General features: G+C 62.8%; 21 protein-coding genes and 1 riboswitch. Of the genes, 13 read left to right on the top strand and 8 right to left on the bottom strand.

The genetic code is table 11. From position 1 onward, the window contains the following. Positions 1-122: 122 nt before the first annotated feature. The 3 genes from QM596_RS18700 (at position 123) to QM596_RS18690 (ending at position 1,919) form a co-directional block, all read left to right on the top strand. Positions 123-929 (top strand): DUF8832 domain-containing protein, encoded by an 807-nt coding sequence (locus tag QM596_RS18700; protein ID WP_024487558.1) that lies wholly within the window; start codon positions 123-125, stop codon positions 927-929. 198 nt (positions 930-1,127) lie between these two features. Further along, entirely contained in the window at positions 1,128-1,493 is a 366-nt protein-coding gene (locus QM596_RS18695) for a metal-sensitive transcriptional regulator (RefSeq protein WP_020968305.1), read from the top strand. Between the two features lie 159 nt (positions 1,494-1,652). Then, positions 1,653-1,919 (top strand): 6-carboxytetrahydropterin synthase, encoded by a 267-nt coding sequence (locus tag QM596_RS18690; protein WP_223257977.1) that lies wholly within the window; start codon positions 1,653-1,655, stop codon positions 1,917-1,919. Between the two features lie 41 nt (positions 1,920-1,960). On the opposite strand, the gene QM596_RS18685 is transcribed toward QM596_RS18690, so the two are convergent. Both QM596_RS18685 and QM596_RS18680 read right to left on the bottom strand, forming a co-directional pair. Further along, complete coding sequence (locus QM596_RS18685) at positions 1,961-3,562, bottom strand: ABC transporter substrate-binding protein (RefSeq protein WP_283309634.1); 1,602 nt, start codon at positions 3,560-3,562, stop codon at positions 1,961-1,963. Positions 3,563-3,730: 168 nt separating this feature from the next. After that, entirely contained in the window at positions 3,731-4,168 is a 438-nt protein-coding gene (locus QM596_RS18680; RefSeq protein ID WP_269577553.1) for a hypothetical protein, read from the bottom strand. A 111-nt stretch (positions 4,169-4,279) separates the two neighbouring features. Here QM596_RS18680 and QM596_RS18675 point away from each other — a divergent pair, with 111 nt between their 5' ends. Beyond that, complete coding sequence (locus QM596_RS18675) at positions 4,280-4,954, top strand: class I SAM-dependent methyltransferase (RefSeq protein WP_283309633.1); 675 nt, start codon at positions 4,280-4,282, stop codon at positions 4,952-4,954. Here QM596_RS18675 and speB read toward each other — a convergent pair. Then, positions 4,918-5,874, bottom strand: coding sequence for an agmatinase (gene speB, locus QM596_RS18670; RefSeq protein WP_003941134.1), 957 nt, complete (start codon positions 5,872-5,874; stop codon positions 4,918-4,920). The genes QM596_RS18675 and speB overlap by 37 nt on opposite strands. A 146-nt stretch (positions 5,875-6,020) precedes the next feature. Here speB and QM596_RS18665 point away from each other — a divergent pair, with 146 nt between their 5' ends. From QM596_RS18665 to QM596_RS18650, 4 genes are all read left to right on the top strand, one after another. Then, positions 6,021-6,656, top strand: coding sequence for a helix-turn-helix domain-containing protein (locus QM596_RS18665; protein ID WP_020968310.1), 636 nt, complete (start codon positions 6,021-6,023; stop codon positions 6,654-6,656). A 133-nt stretch (positions 6,657-6,789) separates the two neighbouring features. After that, positions 6,790-7,635 (top strand): carbon-nitrogen hydrolase family protein, encoded by an 846-nt coding sequence (locus QM596_RS18660; protein ID WP_256065486.1) that lies wholly within the window; start codon positions 6,790-6,792, stop codon positions 7,633-7,635. Further along, entirely contained in the window at positions 7,632-9,320 is a 1,689-nt protein-coding gene (locus QM596_RS18655; RefSeq protein ID WP_283309632.1) for a flavin monoamine oxidase family protein, read from the top strand. Before QM596_RS18660 ends, QM596_RS18655 begins: the two co-directional genes overlap by 4 nt. Positions 9,321-9,447: 127 nt before the next feature. Then, the gene (locus tag QM596_RS18650; RefSeq protein ID WP_283309631.1) at positions 9,448-12,654 is read left to right on the top strand and encodes an NAD-glutamate dehydrogenase domain-containing protein; all 3,207 of its coding nucleotides are present in this window, start codon (positions 9,448-9,450) and stop codon (positions 12,652-12,654) included. Here QM596_RS18650 and QM596_RS18645 read toward each other — a convergent pair. Beyond that, entirely contained in the window at positions 12,631-14,148 is a 1,518-nt protein-coding gene (locus QM596_RS18645) for a PucR family transcriptional regulator (RefSeq protein ID WP_283309630.1), read from the bottom strand. The genes QM596_RS18650 and QM596_RS18645 overlap by 24 nt on opposite strands. A 128-nt stretch (positions 14,149-14,276) precedes the next feature. On the opposite strand from QM596_RS18645, the gene gabT reads away from it, so the two are divergent. After that, entirely contained in the window at positions 14,277-15,641 is a 1,365-nt protein-coding gene (gabT, locus tag QM596_RS18640) for a 4-aminobutyrate--2-oxoglutarate transaminase (RefSeq protein ID WP_007727077.1), read from the top strand. A 1-nt stretch (position 15,642) separates the two neighbouring features. Continuing rightward, the gene (locus tag QM596_RS18635) at positions 15,643-17,088 is read left to right on the top strand and encodes an NAD-dependent succinate-semialdehyde dehydrogenase (protein ID WP_283309629.1); all 1,446 of its coding nucleotides are present in this window, start codon (positions 15,643-15,645) and stop codon (positions 17,086-17,088) included. A gap of 52 nt (positions 17,089-17,140) precedes the next feature. Here the strand turns inward: QM596_RS18635 and dszD are convergent, their stop codons facing one another. The 3 genes from dszD to QM596_RS18620 all read right to left on the bottom strand — a co-directional run bounded on the left by dszD (position 17,141) and on the right by QM596_RS18620 (position 19,520). Further along, on the bottom strand, positions 17,141-17,719 hold the full coding sequence (gene dszD / locus QM596_RS18630) for an NADH:FMN oxidoreductase DszD (protein WP_003941189.1): 579 nt from the start codon (positions 17,717-17,719) through the stop codon (positions 17,141-17,143). A 208-nt stretch (positions 17,720-17,927) separates the two neighbouring features. Further along, the gene (locus QM596_RS18625; protein WP_019746727.1) at positions 17,928-18,401 is read right to left on the bottom strand and encodes a YbaK/EbsC family protein; all 474 of its coding nucleotides are present in this window, start codon (positions 18,399-18,401) and stop codon (positions 17,928-17,930) included. 15 nt (positions 18,402-18,416) lie between these two features. Continuing rightward, a complete protein-coding gene (locus QM596_RS18620) occupies positions 18,417-19,520 on the bottom strand; it encodes a membrane protein (protein ID WP_003941129.1) in 1,104 nt (367 codons plus the stop codon). A gap of 126 nt (positions 19,521-19,646) precedes the next feature. Between QM596_RS18620 and QM596_RS18615 the strand changes: the two genes are divergently transcribed. The 3 genes from QM596_RS18615 (at position 19,647) to QM596_RS18605 (ending at position 24,203) form a co-directional block, all read left to right on the top strand. Next, the gene (locus QM596_RS18615; RefSeq protein WP_283309657.1) at positions 19,647-20,231 is read left to right on the top strand and encodes a TetR/AcrR family transcriptional regulator; all 585 of its coding nucleotides are present in this window, start codon (positions 19,647-19,649) and stop codon (positions 20,229-20,231) included. A gap of 45 nt (positions 20,232-20,276) precedes the next feature. Continuing rightward, positions 20,277-20,450, top strand: a riboswitch (M-box (ykoK) riboswitch). A 345-nt stretch (positions 20,451-20,795) separates the two neighbouring features. Then, positions 20,796-23,489 carry a magnesium-translocating P-type ATPase gene (gene mgtA, locus QM596_RS18610; protein ID WP_283309628.1) on the top strand — a complete coding sequence of 898 codons (2,694 nt, stop codon included), beginning with the start codon at positions 20,796-20,798 and terminating at the stop codon, positions 23,487-23,489. Between the two features lie 9 nt (positions 23,490-23,498). Then, positions 23,499-24,203: an MgtC/SapB family protein gene (locus QM596_RS18605; RefSeq protein WP_003941187.1), complete on the top strand. Its 705-nt coding sequence runs from the start codon at positions 23,499-23,501 to the stop codon at positions 24,201-24,203. Between the two features lie 19 nt (positions 24,204-24,222). Here QM596_RS18605 and QM596_RS18600 read toward each other — a convergent pair whose 3' ends face one another. After that, positions 24,223-25,584, bottom strand: coding sequence for a lipase family protein (locus QM596_RS18600; RefSeq protein WP_283309627.1), 1,362 nt, complete (start codon positions 25,582-25,584; stop codon positions 24,223-24,225). Positions 25,585-25,588 lie beyond the last annotated feature (4 nt).

The raw sequence follows: 25,588 nt of genomic DNA, 5'->3' as shown, positions 1-25,588 counted from the left end.
TCGGCCGGCGCTCTGCGTAGATGCGCATCGGATCTCCTTCGAGTGAATTCAGGGTGTTCGAGTAGTTCGTTGCATACCCTAGGGGGGTATGGTACAAATTGCAACAGGTTCGAATTCAAGGAGTGTCGAACCCGACGCAGACGGCAACGGAAGTGCTGCCGACCCAAACTTTGGAGGGCAAGATGTTCAGCGGCAACGGCTACACACTGGAATTGGCAACGTCGGAGGCGGCCGTCGGCAGCCATGTCCCCTTGCAGTTCCGGATCCTGGATTCGGTTGGAACTCCGTTGACCAGGTACACCGACACCCACGACAAGCAGTTGCATCTGATCGTGGTCGGTCTGGACCTGACCGGATTCCAACACGTGCATCCCGAATTGGACGAGAACGGAAACTGGCGTGTGTCAGTCGATTTCGATCACGCGGGAGACTACCGAGTCTTCGCTGACTTCACCCCGGACGGGGGTGACGGAATGACGCTGAGTGCGGATGTACGCGTCGCCGGGTCCTATGATCCTCGGCCGTTGCCCGCCGCTGCTGCCGTCACGACGGTCGACGGCTATACCGTCTCTCTCGAAGGCGCGGCCCATGCCGGCCAGACATCGAAGCTCACGCTCTCGGTCAGTCGTGACGGAATCCCAGTCACAGACTTGCAGCCCTACCTTGCCGCGTACGGGCATCTGGTCGCGTTGCGTGCCTCCGACCTCGCCTATCTCCATGTGCATCCGGATGGTCATCCGGGTGACGGTGTCACGCCGGCTGGACCGGCAATCACCTTCTACGCCAACATGCCGAGCGCTGAGGACTACCGGTTGTTCCTGGACTTCAAACATGGCGAAGTGGTGCGTACGGCGGAATTCACTCTGACTGCCGACAATGCGACCACGCCTGGGGCCGAACACTCGAGCCACTCGCACCACGGGCACTGAGACCGAATGAGTTTCGCAGCAACGGGAAAACGGGCATGGGCGATCACCATGCACCCATCTGTTCGTGCAGTAGCGAAATGCGTGGCGATGTGCGCAGTGATTGCTCTGCAAGACAACGGAAGTCGAAGAGTAACCGCAAATCGCCCCGGTAACGAGAATTGTTGCGAAGTCACGCGTTGACGAACAGGAGGACATCGAATGTCGGAAGCGACAGAAGTGGGCAACGCTCCAAGCAGTGCCCCGGGCAATGATACGACCGGCGATGTGTGCTGCACGGGTGATTCCCACGGCTACATCACCGCCAAGGACGACTACCTAGGGCGCCTGCGTCGCATCGAGGGTCAAGCCCGCGGCCTGCAGCGCATGGTCGACGAGGACAAGTACTGCATCGACATTCTCACGCAGGTTTCGGCGATGACCAAGGCTCTCCACGCGGTGGCCATGGGGCTGCTCGAGGACCACATCAGCCACTGCGTCGTCAAAGCTGCCGTTGACGGTGGTCCCGAGGCGGAGGCAAAGGTGAAGGAAGCGACCGACGCGATTGCGAGGCTCGTTCGCTCGTAGAACTGTGCTCGACGAACATTGATACCGTGGTCGTCATGTTCAGCATCGAGATCCGTCGTACATTCGCTGTGAGGCAAGGGTTTCCGGCGGCTTCCGGCACCCGTGCGGGACGCAAAGAATTTGCCGCCGCTGATGCCTGCCGAGGGATTTCGCGTGACGATGCGAGTCGGGTTCTCGTTCGAGGACGACCAACTCGGCGAACGTGGATGGTTTGTCGACACGGACGCTCTCGACGAGTCCGTCGATCGGTGCGCCGAGCGATTGGCGAGCGGTGTCTGGCCGGAGATTTTCGATTTCCGTCCGTCATTCGAGAACGTTGCGAAGTGGTCTTTCACGGAACTTGCGTCCACGATTCCTCAGCTGACCTACGTCGAGCTGGACAACGAGACGATAGGTGTGGCAACGAGATACGTCAGATCGCACTGATCTGACATATCTCGTTGCCACAGGGGTTTCGATCGATCGGACTACTGGTAGAGACGCAGTGCAGACCCGATGAAGGACTTACCGAATGCGAGCCCGGCCTTGTTGAAGTAGAAGCTCATGTTCGTATTCGCGAACGGCACCGCGGACACCGTCTTGGTGATCTGCGACTCGGCGTCTGCCCACTCTGCGCACGCTGCGTCGCCGGTCAACGCGGAAGCCTTGGCCACCGCTGCTTCGTAGGCGGGGTTGTTGATCGAAGAGAAGTTCTTACCGGCTGCCGGAGCAGGTCCGGTGAAGAACGGGGTGAACCCGCTGGGAATCGAATTGTTGATCTGGATCCATGCGATGTCCCACTGATTGTTGTCTTTACCGCTGAGCATGACGTCGACAACTTTGGTCTGGTCGGCTCCCGTTACCTCGACGTTTGCGCCGAGATCCGACCATGCAGATTGAGCGAGTTCGGCTGCTGCGCTGCGAGCCTCTTCGCCTCCTGCGTAGAAGAGGCGGAGTGTCAACGGGTTTCCGTCTTTGCTTCGTTTTCCGTCCGACCCGGCGGTCCAGCCTGCCGCGTCCAAGGTTGCCTTCGCTGCGCTGACGTCGTAGTCCGGAATGTTGCCGGTGACGGAGTCGTACACGCAGGCGCGGGGCTCTACACCGACGAGACTTGTTGCGCGGGTGCCCTGGCCGGCAGTGATTACTTCTGCCAGATCGTCGAGATTGACTCCCTGAATGAGTGCTTCGCGAACGGCGGGATCGCTGGTGGGATTGGTCGCGATCTGGTTGAAGTACATCTGACCGGACGGCATCGGGCGATTGATCGAGGCGAAATTGGCGGCTTCGATCCGGTCCTTGTCCGGACCGGCGATCGGAGATGCGTTGAGTTCGCCGGAGAGAAGCTGGTTTGCGGCGGTGCTGACATTGGGTGCCATGACAGCGATGACGGTCTTGGGGACACCTGGTGTGTCGGAGGTGGTGTCGTCGGGGCCCCAGTTGTAGCCGTCACGACGCTCGAACGTGTAGTGGTCGTTGGCGGCGACTTCGGTGACTTCGAACATCCCGGAACCGAGAGACTTCTTGTTCGAGGCGGTCGGGTCCGCGAGTCCGGCGTCGCACATGATCGGGAGGCGACTGACCGTGAGGAGGAGGAAGGGGCTCGGCGCCGGAGTGGTGACCGTGATGGTGCGGGTCGCGGGATCGGCAGTGGCCGAAGCGCCTACGGGGACCGTGGTGCCGCGTTGTTGTGAACCGTTGGCCGGATCGGCCACGAAGTTGATGTTGTTCGCGACGGTCTGCGCGTTCAGCGTCGACCCGTCGGTACAGGTCACTCCCTCGCGGATGGTGAAGGATGCGGAGGTCGGCGTCTCTTCCCATTTCTCTGCCAACCACGGTTTGAATTCACTGGTGTCCGGGTCCTGGTAGACCAGGGAGTCGTAGGCCAGCCTCGAAATGTCAGCGGTTGCCGCGGAGCCGGACATGATCGGGTTGAGTGCACCCGGATCGGCTTGCAACGCATAACGGAAGGTTCCGTCTGTCAGAGGTTCACCGCCGTCGGAGCCCGAGGACGTGCCTCCCGAGCTGCAAGCCGACAACACGAGTGCGAGCCCCGCTGCCGTTGCAAGTGCCGGATAAGAGCGGTGTTTCATTGTGCCTCCGTGAAGGAGCCAGGGCCCGAGCGAAGTTCGAGAGGGCGCGGTCGAGTGTGACCGCTAAATCTTGGCGTAGGACGTGACGGGCATCTCGGTCGATCTTCACGAAAAAGGGGTGGATTTTTGTCCGATTTCACGAGAACCGGGGTGATGAACCAGTCTGGCTCAAAGCGAGTCGAGGTCATTTCGCTGTGGCCACCCGGTTGTAGTGAGTACAACGGCGGGGACCGACGTCAACGGAGAGATCGGGCCGAGGGCGAGGAGATCTTCGTCTTCGTCGATCTCGGACCAGAATTTTTCAGAAGAAACATCGAGGCCGAGAACGATCCACGGCGGTCCGGCTTCTTGAAAGGCAAAGGAGACGCTGCCGGTTCGCGGAACCGTCGCATCGAACAGGTGGTCTCCGACTGGATATCCCTGTTGCTCGCCCACCAACGTCAGGGTTGTCGGTTCGAAGGACGCTTCGCGCAGCATCTTCTCGACTGTGCGGTCGAAACTCTGCTGGGTGGTGAACTCTTCGTCCGCGTTCGAACCGCTGAACTCGGGGAAATGCGCACAACACAAAACGTGTGAGCCCTCTGAGTTGCAGTAGAGACGAAACACAGGAAATCCACCTGCCACGAAGCGTGACGTTAGCAGAGCGTCGAAATGGAGAAGTTGCTGTTTCGGCAAAGATGGTTGCGTGAGTTGTGGAAGGTCGTTCATCCTGGGTGCATGAGCCACGAACACCACAATCACCACGAAAACTCTGAAACCACCGAGAATCCGTACGCCAAGGCGGACGCACAGTTCTGGAACTCGCTGTACGAGGAACGTCCCGCGCGCTGGAGCGGAAATCCCAACCCACAGTTGATTGCCGAAGCCTCCGACCTCGAACCGGGCACTGCACTCGACGTCGGTTGCGGCGAAGGCGCCGACGCTTTGTGGTTGGCACGTCGCGGGTGGAAGGTCACAGGCACCGACATATCGTCGGTTGCGCTCGGTCGCGCCCAGGCTCACGTCGAGGGCGAGGGCGTCGACATCGAATGGCTGGAAGCCGACCTGACGAAGTGGGATCCGCAGGGTCGATCGTTCGATCTGGTGTCCGCGCAGTTCTTCCACATGCTCGAACCCGCGCGCGGGGAATTGTTCCGTGCTCTCGGAGATCTGGTCGCGCCGGGCGGGCATTTGCTGATCGTGGGCCACTCGCCACACGAGTCGCCGACCGAGCATCATCGGGCCATGCTCCATACACCCGAATACGTGGAGTCGCTGTTCACCGATGGTTGGAAGGTGTTGGTCTCGGAGTCGCGGGAACGTGATCTTCCCGCGAACCCCGAGATGCATCACACGACGGATACCGTTGTGCTGCTTCAGCGATTGAGTGCGAGCACCGACAGCAACTCGTAAGCGACGTGAGCCGCTGCGATACCGGTGATCTCGGCGTGGTCGTACGCCGGCGCTACCTCGACGATGTCGGCGCCGACCACGTTGAGTCCCACCAACCCGCGCAGTGTGTTCAACAATTCGCGAGAGGTCATGCCGCCCGCTTCGGGTGTTCCAGTACCCGGAGCGTGGGCGGGATCGAGCACGTCGATGTCGACGGAGACGTACACCGGGCCACCGTCGAGGCGCTTACGCATGCGCTCGACGATGCTGGCGACGCCGTCGACCTCGTAGTCGTCACTGCGGATCACCTGGAAGCCGAGGACGCGGTCGTCTTCGAGGTCTTTCTCGCTGTAGAGCGGTCCACGGATGCCGATGTGCTGCGAACGCTCCATGTCGATCAGGCCTTCTTCGCTGGCGCGGCGGAAGGGGGTGCCGTGGGTGAAAGGCTGACCGAAGTAGGTGTCCCAGGTGTCGAGGTGAGCGTCGAAGTGCAGGACGGCGATCGGGCCGTGATCGCGGGCCAGTGAACGCAGGATCGGAAGTGCGATGGTGTGGTCGCCGCCGAGCGTGAGCACAGAGGAACCGTCGGCGCGCAGGTCGGTGACGGCGGACTGAACCGTCGTGAGAGCTTCCTGAATGTCGAAGGGGTTGACTCCGATGTCGCCGAAATCGGCTACCTGCTGGTTGGCGAAGGGGGAGACCTTGAGCGCGGGGTTGTACGGACGCAGCAGCTTCGACGCAGCGCGGATGTGCCCCGGACCGAACCGAGCGCCGGGTCGGTAGCTGACACCCGAATCGAAGGGGATGCCGAGGATTGTCACGTCGGCGCGCGAGACCTCGTCGAGGCGCGGCAGACGCGCAAAAGTGGTCGGCTCGGCGTAGCGGGGGACGCGCGTGGCGTCGACGGGTCCGATGAACGATCCGGGGTTGTTGGTAGCCATGTGCAGAGGTCCCTGCTCTCGATTCGGCGCACACCGGGCGCCCTTCAGTGATGTAGCTCTCTGAGCAAGTATGGTTTCTTCAAGAGGCTCGGTTGTCAACCCCTGTTTCCTGAAAGGGACACGGTGGTCGTGAAGGAGTGGGTTCAGTGGCCAAGGCGAAGGAAGCGGTCGAGCCGGTCGGACCGCGCATCGGGGCGAGGCTCAAGGCGGCACGTCAATCGAAGCGGTTGACCCTCGACGACCTGGCCGAGGCCTGTGGTGTGACCAAGGGGTATCTCTCGAAACTCGAGCGCGATCACGTCAACGCGTCGGTGGCGACCCTGATCAAGGTGTGCGCGGTGCTCGAGATCCCCGTCGGATCCCTGTTCGAGAATGCGTCCGCCGGTGAAGTAGTCCGCGCCGACGCCATGCCGCAAATCAGCTTCGGCGGCGAAAAGATGACGGAGTACCTGCTCACGCCTACCAACGAGCGTCGAATTCAGGTGCTGCTCGGCGAGCTGGAACCAGGCGGCGGAAGTGGTCAGGAGTTCTACAGTCTGCCGATCGACGTGAACTTCGTGCACGTGCTGGAGGGCGGCTTGCGGGTCTCGTTCGAGGGCGGTCGGACGGATCCGAACGGTGAGGCCGTCGATGCCGAGGACGTCGTGCTTGCGGCGGGCGATTCCTTCACATTCACGCCGACGCACAACCATAGTTTTCAGGCCGAAGGCTCGGTTCTGGCGAAGGTTCTGTGGGTCTTGAATCCGGCATTGCCGGAAGGGCCACGCGCGTCGCCTTCGTGAGACCCGAATCTGTGAATGTTGATTCTTAGGAAACAAGAGTTGACATGATTGGCGGCACCCGTCACGCTGGTAGTTGTCCCCGTCACACACACCGTCGAAAATTGGCGTCACGGAACTCCTGAAGGAGCGCACCATGCATGTCGATTCAGTTCGAGTTGGCCTGTTCCAAGGTCCGCTCACCACCCCGGACACCTTTGCGTCGGTGGAGTTCAACCTCGCTGCAATCGACACCGCTGCCCGCGAGGCTGCGGCATCCGGTGCGAAGATCCTGCTGACGCCGGAGATGTCCGCAACCGGCTACGACATCGGCGAACTGGTGTCGCTGCGCGCGGAACCGGCCGACGGCCCTATCTTCGATTCCGTCGCCGAGATTGCTCGAAGTGCAGGCATCGCCGTCGTCTACGGCTACCCCGAACTCGACGGGGGAGACGTCTACAACAGCGTGCAGGTGGTGGACCGCGATGGCACTTCGCTTGCGCACTACCGCAAGACACACCTGTTCGGCACGCTCGACCGCGAACATTTCCGGCCAGGTGAGACCCTGGTGATCGGGTTCGACTTCGAGGGCATCCGCTGCGGATTGTTGATCTGCTACGACGTGGAATTTCCGGAAGCGGTTCGGGCCCATGCCGACGCCGGTACCGAATGGCTCATCGTGCCGACGGGGTTGATGACTCCGTACGAACACATTGCGCAGCAAGTGGTTCCGGCCCGCGCATACGAGAGTCAGATGTTTGTCACCTACGTCAATCGCTGTGGCGCCGAAACCGAGCTGACCTACTGCGGTCTCTCGTGCGCCATCGCACCCGACGGTGCCGAGTTGGCGCGGGCAGAGGGCGGCCAGGAATTGCTCTTCGCGGATATCGCCGCCGCCAGCGTCTCGCAATCGCGCACCCTCAACACGCATCTCGACGATCGACGCCTCGATCTGTATCCAGACCTTTCTGTCACGACTGTCTCCAAGGAGAACCGTAGATGACCATCCCAGTAGCTCCGGACAGTTCCTCGGAACCCGGCAAGCAGCCGCCCCTCACGATGTTCGGGCCGGATTTTCCGTTCCCGTACGACGACTACGTTTCCAGTCCGGCGGGACTCGGCTCGGTGCCCGATCTGGCACTGGGTACAGAAGTTGCCGTGATCGGTGGTGGACTCTCCGGCATGATCGCGGCCTACGAGTTGCTCAAGGTCGGTCTCAAACCGATTGTCTACGAAGCTGATCAGATCGGTGGCCGGATGCGGTCGGTCGAGTTCGACGGGCACCCCGGGGTTGTCGCCGAGATGGGCGCAATGCGTTTCCCACCGTCGTCGACGACGTTGTTCCACTACCTGAACGAACTGGGTCTGCAGACCGAGGAGTTCCCCAATCCCCTTGCCGAGGTCACGCCGAGCACGGTCATCGATCTCAAGGGTGAGAGCCACTACGCGCACACTCTCGAGGATCTGCCGCCGATCTACACCGAGGTGGCGCAGGCCTGGCAGCGCACTCTCGAAGAGCACGCCGATCTGATTCCGTTGCAGCAGGCCATTCGTGACCGCGACACCGCAGAGATCAAGCGGATCTGGAACGACCTCGTGGTGCGCTACGACGACCAGACGTTCTACGGATTCCTCGCCGCGTCGAAGCACTTCAAGTCCTTCCATATGCGGGAAGTGTTCGGGCAGGTCGGATTCGGTACGGGTGGTTGGGATACCGACTACCCCAACTCGATCCTCGAAATCCTTCGTGTGGTCATCACGGCCGCCGACGACGACCACCGCGGCATCGTGGGTGGATCGCAGCAACTGCCGATGCGGTTGTGGAACCGCGCCCCGGAGCACATGGCGCATTGGCCTGCCGGTACTACGGTCGCTTCGCTCAACGACGGCGAGACGCGTCCCCGCGTCACCGAACTCCGGCGTACCGAGCCCGGCAACGTCACGGTGACGGACTCCGAAGGTTTCATTCGCACGTATGCGAGTGCCGTTGTGACAGTGCAGAGTTGGATGCTGCTGAACAACATCAGGTGTGACGACGATCTGTTCCCGATCGACCACTGGACTGCGATCGAGCGAACTCACTACATGGGTTCGACCAAGGTGTTCGTTCTCGTCGACCGCCCGTTCTGGAAGGACAAGGACCCCGTGACCGGCCGTGATTCGGTGTCGATGACACTGACCGACCGTATGAGTCGCGGCACCTACCTGCTCGATCAGGGCGAGGGCAAGCCAGGCCTGATCTGCTTGTCGTACACCTGGTCGGACGATTCGCTGAAGCTGCTGGCGCTCGACGCCACCGAGCGCATGAACATCATGCTGCGCTCTCTCGAAGAGATCTACCCAGGCGTGGACTTCCGCAGCCACATCATCTCGAGCCCGGTGACGCTGTCGTGGGAAACCGAGCGCGACTTCATGGGTGCGTTCAAGGCGAACCTTCCGGGGCACTACCGGTACCAGGAGCGCCTGTTCTCTCACTTCGTGCAGAATGATCTCGAACCGCGTCATCGGGGAATCTTCCTCGCCGGAGACGACGTGTCGTGGACTGCCGGCTGGGCCGAGGGCGCGATCCAGACCGCGATCAACGCGGTATGGGGCGTCGTCAACCATCTCGGCGGCGCTGCACCTACCGAGAATCCCGGACCCGGCGACGTGTTCGAGGAGCTCGCTCCGATCAGGTTGGGCGACTGAGCTCACCGCAACTGCCGAAATGTCGTGCCCGATGGGGGTTGGTACTCCTATCGGGCACGACCTCTTTCCGGTGATCCACGCAACACTGGAAAGTGTTCGGATCCAATAATTTCCAGGAGGGTGTTCAATGGCGAGCACATCATCGGCGACCAAGACCGCAGCTGCAGAATCGAGACCCGCGGGCGGTGATCGATCCGGTGACCCGGCGCTCGAACTGGTCGCCGAATTGGCAGCAGCGGGCCAGCGACTCGTCTTCCGTCAGGGCGACGACTTGACCAGCGATGCCCTGAACAGTGACGATCTGACCTGTGTGGTGCTGTGGCCGTCCGGAGAGCCCTCCCTCTCCGATCTGTGCGAGAACTTCGAGTCCCTCGGACTCCGAGTTTCGACGCACCGCCCGCTTCCGACCGTTCTGGGTTCGGCACACTACTTCACCTTCGAGCCGAGCACCTTCGACGGCAGTGCGCTGGAGAAGATGGCGGACGCCTTCGAAGCCGTCATCGCCGGACAGACCCGGATGGACGCATTCTCCAGTCTGATCGGACGAGCAGACATCACGTGGCGCGACGCAGAGTTGCTGCGCGCTGCGTGCCGTTTCCTCGCTCAGGCTCGTATCGGGTTGTCCGAGAGCTACATCGTCGGAGTGTTGGCAGCGAAGCCGCTCTTCGTACGGCAGGCAATCGAACTCTTCACCGCGCGTTTCGATCCCGCAGTAGCAGGTTCGCGTGAGACGGCGGTGGCCACCGCGGCGGCGGCCATCGACGAATCAGTCGACGGTGCAGACACTCTCGACGAGGATCGCGTCTTGCGCGGTGTGCGTTCATTCTTGCAGGCGACTCTGCGCACCAACTGGTACCTGCGCGGTGAGGCCGGCGAGCCGCTGCCGTACGCGTCGTTCAAGATCGACTCGCAGTTGCTCTCCACCCCGCAGAAGACAGTTCCTTTCCGCGAGATCTACGTCAGCGCACCCAATGTCGAAGGCGTGCATTTGCGTAGCTCCTCCGTCGCCCGTGGTGGCCTGCGTTGGTCGGATCGATACGAGGACTTCCGCACCGAGGCTCTGAGTCTGATGAAGACCCAGAGCGTGAAGAATTCGCCGATCGTTCCCTCGGGAGCCAAGGGTGCGTTCGTGGTTCGGGGCACGTCGTCACCGACCCCGGCGCAGGTGCAGGAGTCGTACAGCACCTTCATCCGCGGCTTGCTGGACGTGGTGGACAACATCGTCGACGGCGCAGCGGTGCACCCGGCAGAAGTAATCGAGTACGACGGTGAAGACTCCTACCTCGTCGTGGCGGCGGACAAGGGGACCGCACGGTTCTCCGACGTCGCGAACGGCATCGCCGTCGAACGTGGTTTCTGGCTCGGCGACGCTTTTGCTTCCGGCGGTTCGGCCGGCTACGACCACAAGGCGATGGGCATCACCGCTCGCGGCGCCTGGGTAGCGGTTCGACGCCACTTCGCCGAGCGTGACCTCGACGTCGACACCGATCCGTTCACCGTCGCGGGCATCGGTGACATGTCCGGCGATGTGTTCGGTAACGGAATGTTGCTCTCGCACAAGATCCGTTTGGTCGCGGCATTCGATCACCGCCACATCTTCATCGACCCGAACCCCGACACCGAGACGACGTTTGCCGAACGCGCTCGCCTCTTCACCGTGCCGCGCTCGTCCTGGGACGACTTCGACCGCACCGTGATGTCGCCTGGTGGTGGCGTCTGGCCGCGTAGCGCTAAGTCGATCCGCCTTCCGCTCGAGGCGCGTCAGGTCCTCGGTATCGCCGAGGAGAAGCTGACTCCGCAGGAACTGATCCGAGCGATCCTGTGCGCTCCGGTGGACCTGTTGTGGAATGGCGGCGTCGGTACCTATGTGAAGGCGTCGACCGAAAGCAACGTCGACGCGGCCGATCCGTCCAACGACGCAGTTCGCGTCAGCGCTGACGAGTTGCGTGCAACCGTGGTGGGTGAGGGCGGCAACCTGGGTTTCACCCAGCGTGCCCGCATCGAATATGCCGCTGGCGGAGGACGAATCAACGCCGACTTCATCGACAACGCGGCCGGCGTGGCTACCTCGGACCGTGAGGTCAACATCAAGATCGCACTCGCAGAGTTGGACGCGACCTCGCGCAATGAACTACTTGCGGCGGCCCAGGACGAGGTAGCCGCATCGGTACTCGAGGCCAGTGAAGATCAGACCCTCGCGATCAGCCTGGCCGAGCACCGCGCTCCCGCCCTACTCGATCAGCACGAACGGTTGATCGAGAACCTGGTCTCGGCGGGCGCGATGAAGCGCCTCGAAGAATCATTGCCGGACGCCAAGGCGCTGGCGGTCAGGGCGCGAGCCGGGCAGGGCCTACTCCGTCCGGAACTTGCTGTGCTGGTGGCGCAGTCGAAGAACGTGCTGACGGCGGAATTGGGGGCGTCGACCGTCCCGGACAATCAGATCTTCGCCGATCGTCTCCCGCAGTACTTCCCGCTCTCCGTCGTCGAGGCAGCACCGGACGCGGTCCGCGCACATCGGTTGGGCCGCGACATCATCATCACCTCGGTGGTCGACGAACTGGTCAACCGCGTCGGACCCGGCGTGCTGTTCCGGCTGGAGGAACACCTCGGAGTCCACAGTCCGGAAGCGGCTCTGGCCTACGCAGTGGTCAGCGAAGTGCTCGGCACCGAGGAACTTCGGCGCGAGATCTTGAACTCTGAGCTGCGCGCCACCGAGCAGTTGCAGGCTCTCGATCGCTTGCAGCAGTTGTTGGAATCCGAGATGAGCTGGGTGTTGCGTCGTCCGGGAGCAGCCGGCCGGTTCACCGTGAACCCGCGAGCCGACATCGATCGATGGGCCGCGCCGGTGCGGGCTCTCACCGAAGGGCTGTCGGCCAGCGACCGCATCGAGGCGTCTTTCGGGGCGCTCGCCCTGGCTGACATTGCTTTGCAGGAGAATACGACGGTTCAGGCCGCGGCTGCGATCTACCGGGAACTCTCCGACACCCTCGATCTGGGCGACGTTCTCGGGGGCGTCGACGTTGCCGTCGGTGCCTCGCATTGGGAGGTCATGGGCAGCGCTGCCGTCCACGCCAGGTTGACGGCGCGTTTCGCGGACCTCGTGTCCGGAGCGCTCGGTGAAGGTATTCCGGAGGTCGTCGAGTTGTGGACCGCCGCCAATCCGCAAGCGGTGCGCCGGTTCACGGCTTTGATGTCGAGCGTGAGCCGCAGTGGAGCGCTGGACACCGCCCGTCTCTGCACGGTCGACGCCGAACTCGAACTACTCGTTCGCGGTGCGTCCAGTTTCGCTTCGGTGCACGCCGCGGAGCGTTCAGCGACCCTCCCAGGCGAGTAGCGATAGCAGCAGTTCGGCTCTGACTCTGGCCTGTCCGAGGTCGCATTGCAGCAGTTCCTCGATGCGTGCGATGCGACCTCGGAGGGTGTGCCGATGAACACCGAGTTCGGATGCGGCCGATTCCCATTGGCCGTTTGCCTCGAGATAGGCGCGCAAAGACGCGACCAGTGCGGTCCCGTGTGCCTGGTCGTGTTCGGTCAGCACCGGGATGGTGTCCGCTGCCATTGCGATCAGTGCCTCACGGGCAGGCTCGGATGCCAGAATCGTCGAACCACTCAGAGCGTCGAACTCGAGAATGCGGGCAGTGGCAGTCGTGAGATTGGCCGCGGCGCGGGCCTGGACGAGAGCGCGCGGTGCGTCCAGAAGACGGTGAGGGGTGCTGATTCCGGCACGCACCGTCTTCGCCTCGGTGGGGGAGAGCTGCGCCAGTAGTGTTTTGGCAGTGTCGATTGTGTCGGTTCCGCGAAGGAGGACGGTCAGCGAACCGTCCTCGGATTGCGCGAACAACGGCCGGCCTGCTCGCGCGAGAGCGTTGTCGAGTTCGCGAAGAACAGGGCCGAGTCCGGATCCGCGAACGTGGACGACACGGACATTGCCGTGCGTGTCGCTCGCTTCGTCCAAGTACGACGGCACACCGTCCTCGGGGATTCGGCCGTCGAGTAAGAGCCCGAAAGCCATGGCGTTGAGTCGAGTTCGCTCGGCCCGTAGTCGAACCGGTTTCTCGAGTTCGAGAGTGAGCAGCGAGACCGCATGCCCGAGCAACACTCTGTCGATATTGCTCAGGGGCCCGGCGCCCGCCATGGCGAGGTAGCCGTGCCAGCTGTCGGTGACGCCGACGGGGGACAGTGTCAGCGTCCGTTCGGGTGTGCTCTGCGAGATCGACGCCGGAGCGTTGGGATCGCGGGTGGTGGCCGCGACCGCGCGAACCTCGGTGATCAACGACTTCTGGTTTGCCGGATGCACCGCGGTGATCCGATCTCCGACAAACGCCACCGAAGTTTTTGTGGCCGTGGCCAGTTCACGCACGATCGCCGACACGCCACCGCGCAGCGCAACGCGGGTGATGCGTGTCTGTACTTCTGCCGCGCGGAGTACCGATTCGTATTCCTGCTGGCTCAGACGGGTCATCACCGCGCGCGTGACCGCCGCGAACGGGGTCGTGAACGGCACTTCCAGCAGGGGGAGCCCGCGACTGCGGGCGGCGGCAATCAGGTCTGCGGGCACACTCTCGTGGGAAAGGCCGGTCCCGAAACCCAGAGCCGATACTTCTGCGGCGGCCAGACGGTCGATGTACTCGCTGTAGTCGGTGGCGTCCGCGCCCACCAGTGCCAGCCCGGTGGTGAGCACCAATTCGCCGCCGGAAAGCCACGGGGTGGGGTCCGTCAGCTCTGTGGCCTGCGCAAACGTGACGGGGTGGGTGGCAGCTGCTCGGTCGGTGAGCAGGGCCAGCGAGAGGTGTTTCTGGCGCAAGAGCCACGAGATCGGAACCGTCACCTGATCAAGGCTAGCTGTCGTTGCCGATATGGAGTAGCCCTGGAGCTTCGGGTATCCATTTCGGCAGTGCTTGCGATGCTTCGCGCGTCGCATACTCGAATGCAATACACAACCGAGAGGGTGGTCACATGAGTGCAATCGAATACCGGCTTCCGCAGGAGCGTCGCATCGTCACGGAGTTCCCGGGCCCGCGCTCGGCTGCGCTCGCCGAACGCCGTAAGAAGGTCGTCGGCGCCGGCGTCGCATCCACCCTCCCGGTCTACGTCGCCGACGCAGACGGCGGAGTCATCGTCGACGTCGACGGCAACTCGCTGATCGACCTCGGTGCCGGTATCGCGGTGACCAGCGTCGGCGCTTCCAACCCGGCCGTCGTGTCCGCAGTTCAGGATCAGGTCGCGCACTTCACCCACACCTGTTTCATGGTCGCTCCGTACGAGGGCTACGTCGAGGTCGCCGAGCGTCTCGCCGAGCTCACCCCCGGTGACCACGAGAAGCGTTCCGTGCTGTTCAACTCCGGCGCAGAAGCCGTCGAGAACGCCGTCAAGATCGCCCGTCACGCAACCGGTCGCGACGCAGTCGTCGTCTTCGACCACGCGTACCACGGCCGCACCAACCTCACGATGGCATTGACCTCGAAGTCCATGCCGTACAAGAGCGGCTTCGGTCCGTTCGCCCCCGAGGTCTACCGCGTACCGATGTCCTACCCGTACCGCGAGGGCCTCAACGTCGACGGCTCCAAGATTACGGGTGAGCAGGCCGCACAGCGCGCCATCACGATGATCGAGAAGCAGGTCGGTGCTGCCAACACGGCCGCCATCCTCATCGAGCCCATTCAGGGCGAGGGCGGATTCATCGTTCCCGCAGAAGGATTCCTCCCGACGCTCGTCGCGTGGGCCAAGGAGAACGGCGTCGTCTTCATCGCCGACGAGGTTCAGGCAGGCTTCGCTCGTACCGGCGCCTGGTTCGCCAGCGATCACGAGGGCATCGTTCCCGACCTGGTCACTCTCGCCAAGGGCATCGCAGGCGGCATGCCGCTCGCCGCTGTCACGGGCCGCGCCGAGCTCATCGACGCCGTCCACCCCGGCGGCCTCGGTGGCACCTACGGCGGTAACCCCGTCGCCTGCGCCGCTGCATTGGCGTCCATCGACCAGATGCGCGAGCTCGACCTCTGTGGCCGCGCACGCACCATCGAGTCGACCGTCGTCGGCCGAATGAACGCACTGGCAAAGGAACTCGACGTCATCGGTGACGTTCGCGGTCGCGGCGCCATGCTCGCCATCGAGCTGGTCAAGCCCGGTGGGCAGGAGCCGGACGCCGATATCACCAAGAAGATCGCCGCCGAATGCCTCGCTGCCGGCGTCGTGATCCTCACCTGCGGTACCTACGGCAACGTCATCCGTCTGCTCCCGCCGCTGGTCATCTCCGAAGAGCTGCTCGACGACGCGTTGACCGTCCTCGAGACCGCTATTCGCACTGCAGCACAGGGGAACTGACATGTCCAACGTCTCGGATCTTCTCGACTCGGTACCCAAGGGTCTCTGGCTCGGCGGCAAGCTCGTCCCGGCCGAGAAGACCTTTGCGGTCTACAACCCGGCAACGGGTGAGGAACTCGCCCAGGTAGCCGACGCCACCGCTGCCGACGGTATCCGTGCGCTCGACCTCGCCGCTGCGGCGCAGGAAGACTGGGCGGCCACGCCGGCACGTGTACGCGGCGAGATCCTGCGCACCGCCTTCGAATTGCTGCACGCCCGCGCCGAGGACTTCGCGCTGATGATGACCCTGGAAATGGGTAAGTCGTTGGCAGAGAGCCGCGGTGAGGTCAATTACGGCGGCGAATTCCTGCGCTGGTTCAGCGAGGAAGCAGTACGCATCGGCGGACGTTTCACGCAGGCTCCGGCCGGCAACGGTCGCATCCTGGTCACCAAGGAAGCCGTCGGACCGGTCCTTGCGATCACCCCGTGGAACTTCCCGCTCGCCATGGGCACACGCAAGATCGGACCGGCGCTGGCTGCCGGTTGCACCATCATCGTCAAGCCCGCCGAGGACACGCCGCTGACCATGCAGCTCCTCGGTCAGGTGTTCGCCGATGCCGGTCTGCCCGACGGTGTGCTCTCGATCCTCCCGACGTCCGACGCGGCCTCCATCAGTGGACCGCTGATGGAAGATGCGCGTCTGCGCAAGGTCACCTTCACCGGCTCCACGGGCGTCGGAAAGCTGTTGGTGCGGGGTGCCGCTGACAAGCTGCTCCGCACGTCGATGGAACTCGGTGGCAATGCGCCGTTCATCGTCTTCGACGACGCCGACATCGACGCAGCTGTCGACGGCGCAATGCTCGCGAAGATGCGCAACGGCGGCGAGGCCTGCACCGCGGCCAACCGCATCTACGTCGCCAACTCGGTGCGCGAGGAGTTCACCGACAAGTTCACCGCCAAGGTCGCGGCCTTGAAGGTGGGCGCCGGTGACGCCGAGGGCACCAACATCGGACCGCTGATCAACACCAAGCAGCTCGCAACCGTCACCGGACTCGTCGACGACGCGGTGTCCAAGGGCGCTCGCGTTCGCACCGGTGGATCGGCGCCCGAAGGAGCCGGCTTCTTCTTCGCCCCGACCGTTCTGGATCAGGTGCCCGCCGATGCGCGCCTGCTGAAGGAAGAGATCTTCGGACCCGTTGCGGCAGTGGTCGGTTTCGACACCGAAGACGAAGCGATCGCGGCTGCGAACAACACCGAGTACGGCCTCGTGGCGTACTTCTACACCCGCGACATCGACCGGGCGATGCGCGTCTCGGCCAAGCTGGACACCGGCATGGTCGGCGTCAATCGCGGCGCGATCTCCGATGCTGCGGCGCCGTTCGGTGGCGTGAAGGAATCGGGCTTCGGCCGTGAAGGCGGAACCGAGGGTATCGACGAGTATCTCGATACCAAGTACGTAGCGCTGTAACTTGCTGTGCGCCTTTATTAACCGCGGGCGGTTAATAAAGGCGCACAGTTGTCTATTGACCTAACGGAGTGGGGCGGTAGTACTTGCCCTCGTGGTAGAGCAGCGGTGCGGCAGCGGATTCGTCGTCCTCTTCGGCGTGAACCCGCGTGACGAGTCCGATGACCAGCGTGTGGTCGCCGACAGGGATCAACTGGTCGACCTTGACGCGCATCCAGCTGGGGGTGCCGTGCAGAACCGGCTCCCCGGTGTCGAGCACTGCCCACAGAGACTCGTCTGCAAAACGCTGATCGGCGCTACGCGCAAAGCGCTGGGCCAGATGTTGCTGATGTTCGCCGAGAAGGTGGATCACCAAAGACTCGGCTGCCTTGAGCGCATTGATGCTCGACGACGTCTCCGCGATGTTGAACGAGACGAGCGGCGGCTCGAGGGAGACGGACGAGAACGAGGTGGCGGTGAAACCCACCGGGCCGGTACCCGAATCGAGGGTCACGACGGTGACACCTGCGGGGTGGCGGCGAAGCGCTGCACGGTAGTCACCGGCGCAGATGCCGGTGGACAACTCGGGCGTCGCTGCTACTTCGGGGACGTCGGGGGTGGTGTGGCTGGAAACGGCATTCGGCTTGTCAGACAACGGGAACTCTCCGGCTGGAACTCGAGGTGTGCGGTGTGGTCGAGGTGACTGCGCTCGGCATACACAGACATGCGTCGGTGCGGCACAGATCTACGTGTCGTCGACGCCAGTGGTTACCGGCCGGGGTCCTGGTTGCAGTGCACATGGTGCGTCCAACTATAGGTGGACGCACGTCTGAGTGGGTTCGGGCCGGGTTGGCTGAAGTGCGTCAGTCCATGTCGACGGCGAGGCCGGCCGTGATTCGGAGGAGTTCGGAGTACGTCGTGCGAAAGACCGTGTTCGGGTGCCCGGCAGCAGCCCACAATTCGGGGTACTGCTCGAGGGCTGTATCGATGTAGGTGGGCAGGTTGGTGGGATGCCCGAGCGGAGCGACCCCACCGATCGGCTGGCCCGTTGCCGACTTCGCCATTTCCAGCGGCGCCCGCGTGAGCTTGCCTTCGAGGCGTTCGCCGGTGGCTTTCAGATTGACCTGATGTGCGCCGGAGACCAGCAGTAGGACCGGATCGTCGTCGAGAAGGAACACGAGCGACTTGGTGATCGCGCCTACCTCCACCCCGACGGCCGCCGCTGCCTCGGCCGCGGTGTGCGTGGCTTCGGGCTGCGTGACGATGACGCCGTGGTGACCCCGTGAGATCAGTGTTTCGGCGACGTGCGAGGCGTTGGGGTGGAGGAGGCTCGTCATGAGTTCAGACTAGGACTAGTCGGCGTTCGCCACAGCTGGAGTCGGCGTCGTGTCGGTGGACTTTCGGTTGCGACGGATCGTGAAGCCGAACAGCATGACCGCACCGATCAGTGCGTACAGGAAAAGCGTCAGAGCAGGCTGGCCGACGCCGACGTTGTTGAAGTAGACGATGCTCCGCACGCCTTCGGTGCCGGCGCCGGGTGTGATCCATCGGCCGATGGCGGCATAGAACGAGGGAATCACGTTGGAGCCGAATGCGCCTCCCGCACTGGGATTGCCGAGAATCACGAAGACGGCGATAGCCAGCGGGACTGCCAGAACGCCGATGGCAGCGCGCAATCCGAGTGTGAACATGGCGGTGCCGAACACCACGGCTGTTCCCAGGATCCACAGCGGGAACCAGTGGCCCGCGAAAGTTCCGAGCACGTGTGAGGTGATGAGGGCGCCGAGGGCTCCCGAGATGATCGAGTAGATGGCGATCACGCCCGTGTGTGCGCTTGCCTGGCGGAGGGTCTTCGGCGCACCGATGAACAGTCCGATGGCTGCCGCAAGGAGATAGCCGCCGACGACCCAGCCGACCGAGAGGTAGAAGCCGGAGAGGCCGCGGTTGTCGTGCGCTCCGACGGGGATCTCGTCGCGGACGACGAACTGTCGGTCCTGCGTCGCCTCGACCTTCGTGAACACCGCTTCGAGTGATGTCGCGATGGAGCTGCCGCCCGCGCTCGCGGTGATCAGGGTGTCCGGTCCGGCCGGATTGATGACAAACGCGCCCTGGATCTCGCGGTCGTTGATCATGCGGCGAGCGGTCGCCGTGCTGTCGACCACCTGAGCGTCGAGCGGGCTGCCGTCGATGGCATTGAGTTTGTCGGCGATCTGCTGATCCATGCCGTCCGGTGTGCCCTGATCGGCGATGACCGCGATTTCGATGTCTCGCGGAGTCGGCTGATGGAAGGCGGCGACGTAGCTGAGGATGAAGCCCATCTGCAGCAGGAGCACGCCGACGAACAGCGCGGCCATCACCTTGGGTGCGCCGTATTTCACCAGCAGATTGTCGTGGTGGTGTTCGTCGTGGGTGGAGCTGTTGTCTGGTGCGGCGTGTGCCGGATGCGTAGTGGTCACGAAAGAGTCCTGATCTTGTCGAAAGTAAAGAGCTTGTCAATACCCGAGGTATTGAATACTCTAGGTATCGTGACTGAATCTCGTCAACCGGACTGGACGCCGGTAACCCGCCCCGGACGTGACGTGGTGCGGCAAAGACTGCTCGACGCTGCGGCGGAAGAGTTTGCGGAGCGCGGATTCAGTGCTGCACGTCTCACTGAAGTTGCTCGCCGAGCGGGCTTCACCAAGGGGGCTGTCTACTCCAACTTCGAGTCGAAACAGGATCTGTTCGCCGAACTGTTCGCGCAACGGTCTCTCGAACTGGCCGGCCGTGTGCTTGCCGAGATCGCCGGGATGAACCCGGCCGACGCGGCAGGCAAAGGTGGCGAGGCCATTGCAACGTGGATGGTCGACGACCCGGGGTGGTCACTGCTCGTCCTCGAATTCGGAGTGCTCGCCGGACGTGATCCGCATATCGCTCAGGCGTACTTACGTGAGCGTCGCCACTTGCGCAGTCAACTCGTGGAGTTGATCGGTGAACGTGCCCGCGAATGGGGAGTGGACGATTCCTTCGATGTGCGGACCACTGCAATCTCGTTGATGGCCTTGATATCCGGGCTCGTTCTCGAGCACTCGGTGGATCCGGAAGAAGTTGATCAGAGCGTGATGGGTGCCGCCGTGACGGCACTCTTCGCCGGCGCCGTCGCACGGGCAGGATTGCCCGCCGTCTGAGTTGCTCGGTTGACAGGCAACAGATTTGAGAACTACCCTCTGGGTGCAGTACCTCGTTAGGTGAGGCTTCTGCACGAACACAGGCCACTGATCTCACGACGTCGAGAGACGCCCAAGGTTAGGACAGATCTCCCCGGCTTAAGGGGTGATCCAAAGTGGCTTCCCGGTCTTGATCGGGACACGTCGTGCAGTGCCAAAACTCGGACGTGGAGGTGTTTTCGCAGCTTGATGCCGGTTTCTTCCGGCGAAGGCGAGAGTACGTCGATATTCGGTTCTCCTGGCGTGTGCTGTGCATGTACTTTGTGTGGCGTCAACGGACGCCCCGAACTTTCAGGAGGTGACCATCGTGGACGACCCGCCGAGTCGATATTCGACCCATCCTTCTGTTCTTACCGACGGTGCTCACCCCGGCATTTTGCTCGTCAGTCTCTGACCTTCGCACCCTCGGTTTCATCTGCGCGGCTTTGTCGCGTCCGCTGACGACTTCCGTTGTCGTTCAGCGCATTCTGCTGCCCTCATGCACTGGCATGGTCCCGTGCGCGCTGGCAGTCGAGGAGATTCGTCATGTCATTTTCCGTTCTCGCATTGCGGCCACGGCCCACGAGAAACAGTGCACAACAAACACCTTCAACGGTCCTGGCAAGAGAAAGCGCACAGGAATTGGTCGACTACTCGGCCTCGGACACGCGCACCGTTCTCGCAGATCTGACTACGACGGCCAACGGCCTTCGTGACGATCAGATCGACGATCTTCGTCGGCGATACGGGCGCAACGATGTCCGCCACGATCGCCCGGCGCCGGCGATCGTGCAGTTCGCGCAAGCTTTCAAGAATCCGTTCATCTTGATCCTGGTGTTCCTCGCCCTGATCATGGTCGGGACCGACGTGGTGTGGGCAGACCCGGAAGACGGTCCCTCCTACGAGGGCATCATCACCCTCGGGCTGATGATCTTTGTCAGTGTGTCCCTGAGGTTCTGGCAGGAATACCGTTCGACTCGGGCCGCCGAGGCACTCAAGGCCATGGTCACGACAACTGTCGCGGCCACCCGCAAGATCAACAACACCGTGGTCACGGCTGAGATTCCGATCGAGCAGCTACTGCCAGGTGATGTAGTCCAGCTTGCCGCAGGCGACATGATCCCGGCCGATGTCCGCATCATCCGGGCCAAGGATCTACAGGTCAATCAGTCAATGCTCAGCGGTGAGTCGATGCCGGCCGAGAAGTCGGCGGAACCGTCGACGGGGATCGACGTCGATCGGCTGCTCGAGGCCGAGAACATCGGGTTCATGGGTACTTCCGTCGTGTCGGGCAGCGGCACCGCCGTCGCGGTGCACACCGGCAAGCGGACTTACTTCGGCGCCATGACAGCACAATTGGCGTCCAAGCGACCCGAAACCAGCTTCGACGTCGGGGTGCGCAGTGTCAGCTACCTGCTGATCAAGTTCATGCTGATCATGGTTCCCGCGGTGTTCATCATCAACGGACTGACCAAGGACTGGAGCCAAGCACTACTCTTCGGCGTCGCCACCGCAGTGGGGTTGACCCCCGAAATGTTGCCGCTCATCGTGACTGCGAACCTGGCCAAGGGTGCGCTCCACATGTCGCGCAAGAAGGTGATCGTCAAGCAGATCAACGCGATTCAGAACTTCGGCGCCATGGACGTTCTGTGCACGGACAAGACCGGAACTCTCACCGAGGACCGCATCGTTCTCGGTGAGCATCTCGATACTGCCGGACGTAAGTCCGAGGACGTATTGCGGCTAGCGGCAGTCAATTCCGTGAATCAGACCGGATTGCGCAGTCTTCTCGACGACGCGGTGATCGAGGCCGCCGGTCCCGAAGTGGTCGAGGAGATCTCGCGTCGGCACGGGTTGGTGGACGAGATTCCCTTCGACTTCAAGCGCCGTCGACTCTCCGTGGTGGTCGACCACGGCGACGCCGATCTGATCGTCACCAAAGGTGCAGTGGAAGAGCTCCTTTCGGTCTGTGAATCGGTGGAACTGGACGGGGTGACCCACCAATTGACGCCGGGATGGCTGGCCCGAGTCGACCGTCTGGTCGCGGAACTGAACGGTCAGGGCAAGCGAGTGCTTGCGGTGGCAACCAAGACAGTCGTCGAAGAGCAGCGCCGCGAGTACTCGACGGCCGACGAAGAGGGTATGACCCTGGTTGGACTGCTGGCCTTCCTCGACCCGCCGAAGGAATCTGCGGCCGGGGCGATCGAAGCCCTCGCGAGCCACGGAGTCGCGGTCAAGGTAGTGACGGGTGACAACGAATTGGTCGCCGAAACCGTCTGCGGCAAAGTCGGTATCGATGTCGGGACCGTGGTCTCCGGCGCCGAGATCGAAGCGTTGAACGACGACGCCCTCGACGAGTTGGTGCAGCGGACAACCGTCTTCGCGAAGACGGATCCGATGCAGAAGGCACGCATTGTCGAATCGCTGCGCCGGGTCGGCCACACGGTTGGTTTCCTTGGTGACGGTGTCAACGACGCACCCGCACTTCGGGCGGCGGACGTCGGCATCTCCGTCGACACAGCGGCGGACATCGCCCGCGAATCCGCGGACATCATCTTGCTGGAGAAGGACCTCGGCGTACTCGAACAAGGAGTCATCGAAGGGCGTCGTACCTTCGGAAACATCCAGAAGTACATCAAGATGACTGCGTCGTCGAACTTCGGGAACGTCTTCTCGGTGCTCGTCGCCAGTGCCTTGCTGCCGTTCATCCCCATGATTCCCGTAGTTCTGTTGTTGCAGAACCTGATCTACGATCTCTCGATGCTCACGATCCCGTGGGACCGCGTCGACGACGACTTCCTCGCGAAGCCCCGCAAGTGGGAGACCAAGAGCCTTCGCCGGTTCATGGTGTTCATCGGCCCGATCAGTTCGATCTTCGACATCTCGACCTTCGCGCTGATGTGGTTCGTGTTCGCTGCCAACTCTCCCGAGCATGCAGCGCTGTTCCAATCGGGTTGGTTCATCGAGTCATTGATCTCGCAGACGCTGATCGTTCACATGATCCGCACCCGCAAGATCCCATTCATCCAGTCGCGTGCTTCGCTTCCGGTACTGCTCAGCACGGGCGCCGCCTGCGTCTTCGCGCTGGTGTTCCCGTTCACGTCCTGGGGCCATTCCCTCGGGTTGGTTTCACTGCCGTGGAACTACTTCCCGTGGCTGGTCCTCACTCTCGCGGCTTACTGCGTCGTCACGCAGGTGGCCAAGGGAATGTTCATCCGTCGATTCGCGACCTGGCTCTAGGAGTTCACCGTGGAAATCCACGTCATCCTTGTGCGGATAGCGCTCGGACTCGTCCTCGGCGCTGCCGTTGGGATCGAAAGGCAATGGCGCGCAAGGATGGCGGGTCTGCGAACCAACGCGTTGGTGAGCTTGGGTGCGACGCTCTTCGTCATCATGGGCGCGTACGGGTTTCAGGGGCCGGACGCTGATCCGACGCGCGTCGCAGCGCAGATCGTCTCGGGGATCGGCTTCCTCGGTGCCGGGGTGATCATGAAGCAGGGAGCCTCGGTCACCGGCCTGAACACCGCCGCAACCTTGTGGGCCACGGCCGCCGTCGGTGCGCTGGCAGGCGGCGGAATGTACTGGGTTGCGGTGTTCGGTGCCGGTGCAATCATGTTGGCGAATACGTTGTTGAGGCCGTTGGGCCGGATGATGGATCACCAGCCTGCCCGCACCGGGCGCGAGGAACCGCCGGCTGACTACACCTTCGAGGTGACCTGCCACGGTGACGCCGAAGCTCACATCAGAGGGCTTACCGTGCAGTCCATTTCGAGGCCGGAGTTCCAGCTCCGGTCAGTGCAGTCCTTCGACATCCCGGACAGCGACCGCGTACGAGTGGTCGCGGAATTGGCCGCAGCGGAGCGTGACGACGGACTCCTGGAATCCGCCGTCAGCCGGCTGAGCTTGGAACCGTTGGTGACTCACGTTCGCTGGGAGGTGGAGCCGTCGAAGTAGAATCGGACGTCTCTGTCAGCTAGCGGGCATGTTCCTGTGGTGCAAGGGAGTTCCCGGGTGCGATATTCGCGCAGTTCGACGGAGCAGGCTTACCGGTGAATCGGTCGTCGATCCAGGTGAGCGCACCGGGGAGCCAGAGCATGGCGCCGAGGAAGTGGCTGATGGTGTCGTACTGGTCGTACTGAATCGGCAGGCCGGCGTCGCAATACTTGCGTGCGAGGGTACGGACGTCGCCCGTGATCATGACGCCGTCGCCCGCTCCGACGCCGGGGCCACCGGGTTGGGTGCCCTCGATGGTGCCGTTGGCCGCCTGAGCGATGAACATCGGAATCGTCGGTGTCGCAGCGGTGCCCATGTTGATCTTGTTCACGACATCGACGTACTCGGGAACCGTATTGGGATCGGCGTACTCGGGCTTGACCAGTTCCTGCCAGGTTAGACCGGGGTACTGTGCCAGCACGTTGCCGATGGACGCGTCTTCGAGTCGAGCCATGACGTCGCGTCCACGGTCACTGAGATACTTTCCGAAATCGATGTCGTACGAACGCGCAACGCCGACGATTGCCATGCCGACGACGCCGCCCCACCCGATGCTTCCGCTCGCGTAGCGAAGGTTGTTGGCTGGGTTGACCAGCACGCCGCCTTGCGCGGCACCGATCAAGTTGTCGTTGATCTCCGGTGCGTACGCGGGAGCGAGGATCGAAGCCCAGTTGGTGGCGATCGCTCCGCCGGAGTACCCCATCAGCGCGATCTCTGCGTCGTCGGTGATTCCGGTTTCCGGGACATCTTTGGCCGCACGCAGAGCGTCGAGCGTCATCATCCCGTATTCGGGTCCGGCAGCGAAGTTTGCATCCGGGCCTTCGGTGTCCGGGACGACGATCGTGTAGCCGAGGGCGAAGAGCGGCCCGAACAAGGCTGCCTCGATGGACGTGAAGGTTCCGCCGACGTTGAAATTGCGCCCACTCGGCGTCCAATCTCCGATCGGGGTGTTGCCCGCGATGGCCCGCGACGGACTGTCGTCGGGGTTCAGTGAATCGTAAAAGGATTGGTACGAAACAACTTTATCCGGTTGAGCGTTGGCCGGGCGCAGGATCGAGGTGACGTTGGCCGACGGCTGACCGAGGGCGTCGGTTGATCGGTAGAGAACCTGCACTGCCTGTATCGGGGTCGGGATGTTGAGAATGCTGTACGGCACGGTGCGAGTCTCGAGGACCGCGCCTGGAGCATACGACGAGAGAGGCGCCGCGCCCTCGTAGCTGTAGAAACTGTCATCAGGGGACTGGGCAAGAGCCGGCTGCGCGAGTGCTGCCGGTGCACCGACGCCTGTCAGTGCAACCGCGAGTACTCCGACAACTGTGCGAGATAAGACCCTTGACGACATACTC

The sequence above is a fragment of the Rhodococcus sp. IEGM 1406 genome (assembly GCF_030056745.1).
Lineage (GTDB): Bacteria > Actinomycetota > Actinomycetes > Mycobacteriales > Mycobacteriaceae > Rhodococcus_F > Rhodococcus_F erythropolis.
This window is presented reverse-complemented; position numbering and strand designations above follow the sequence as displayed.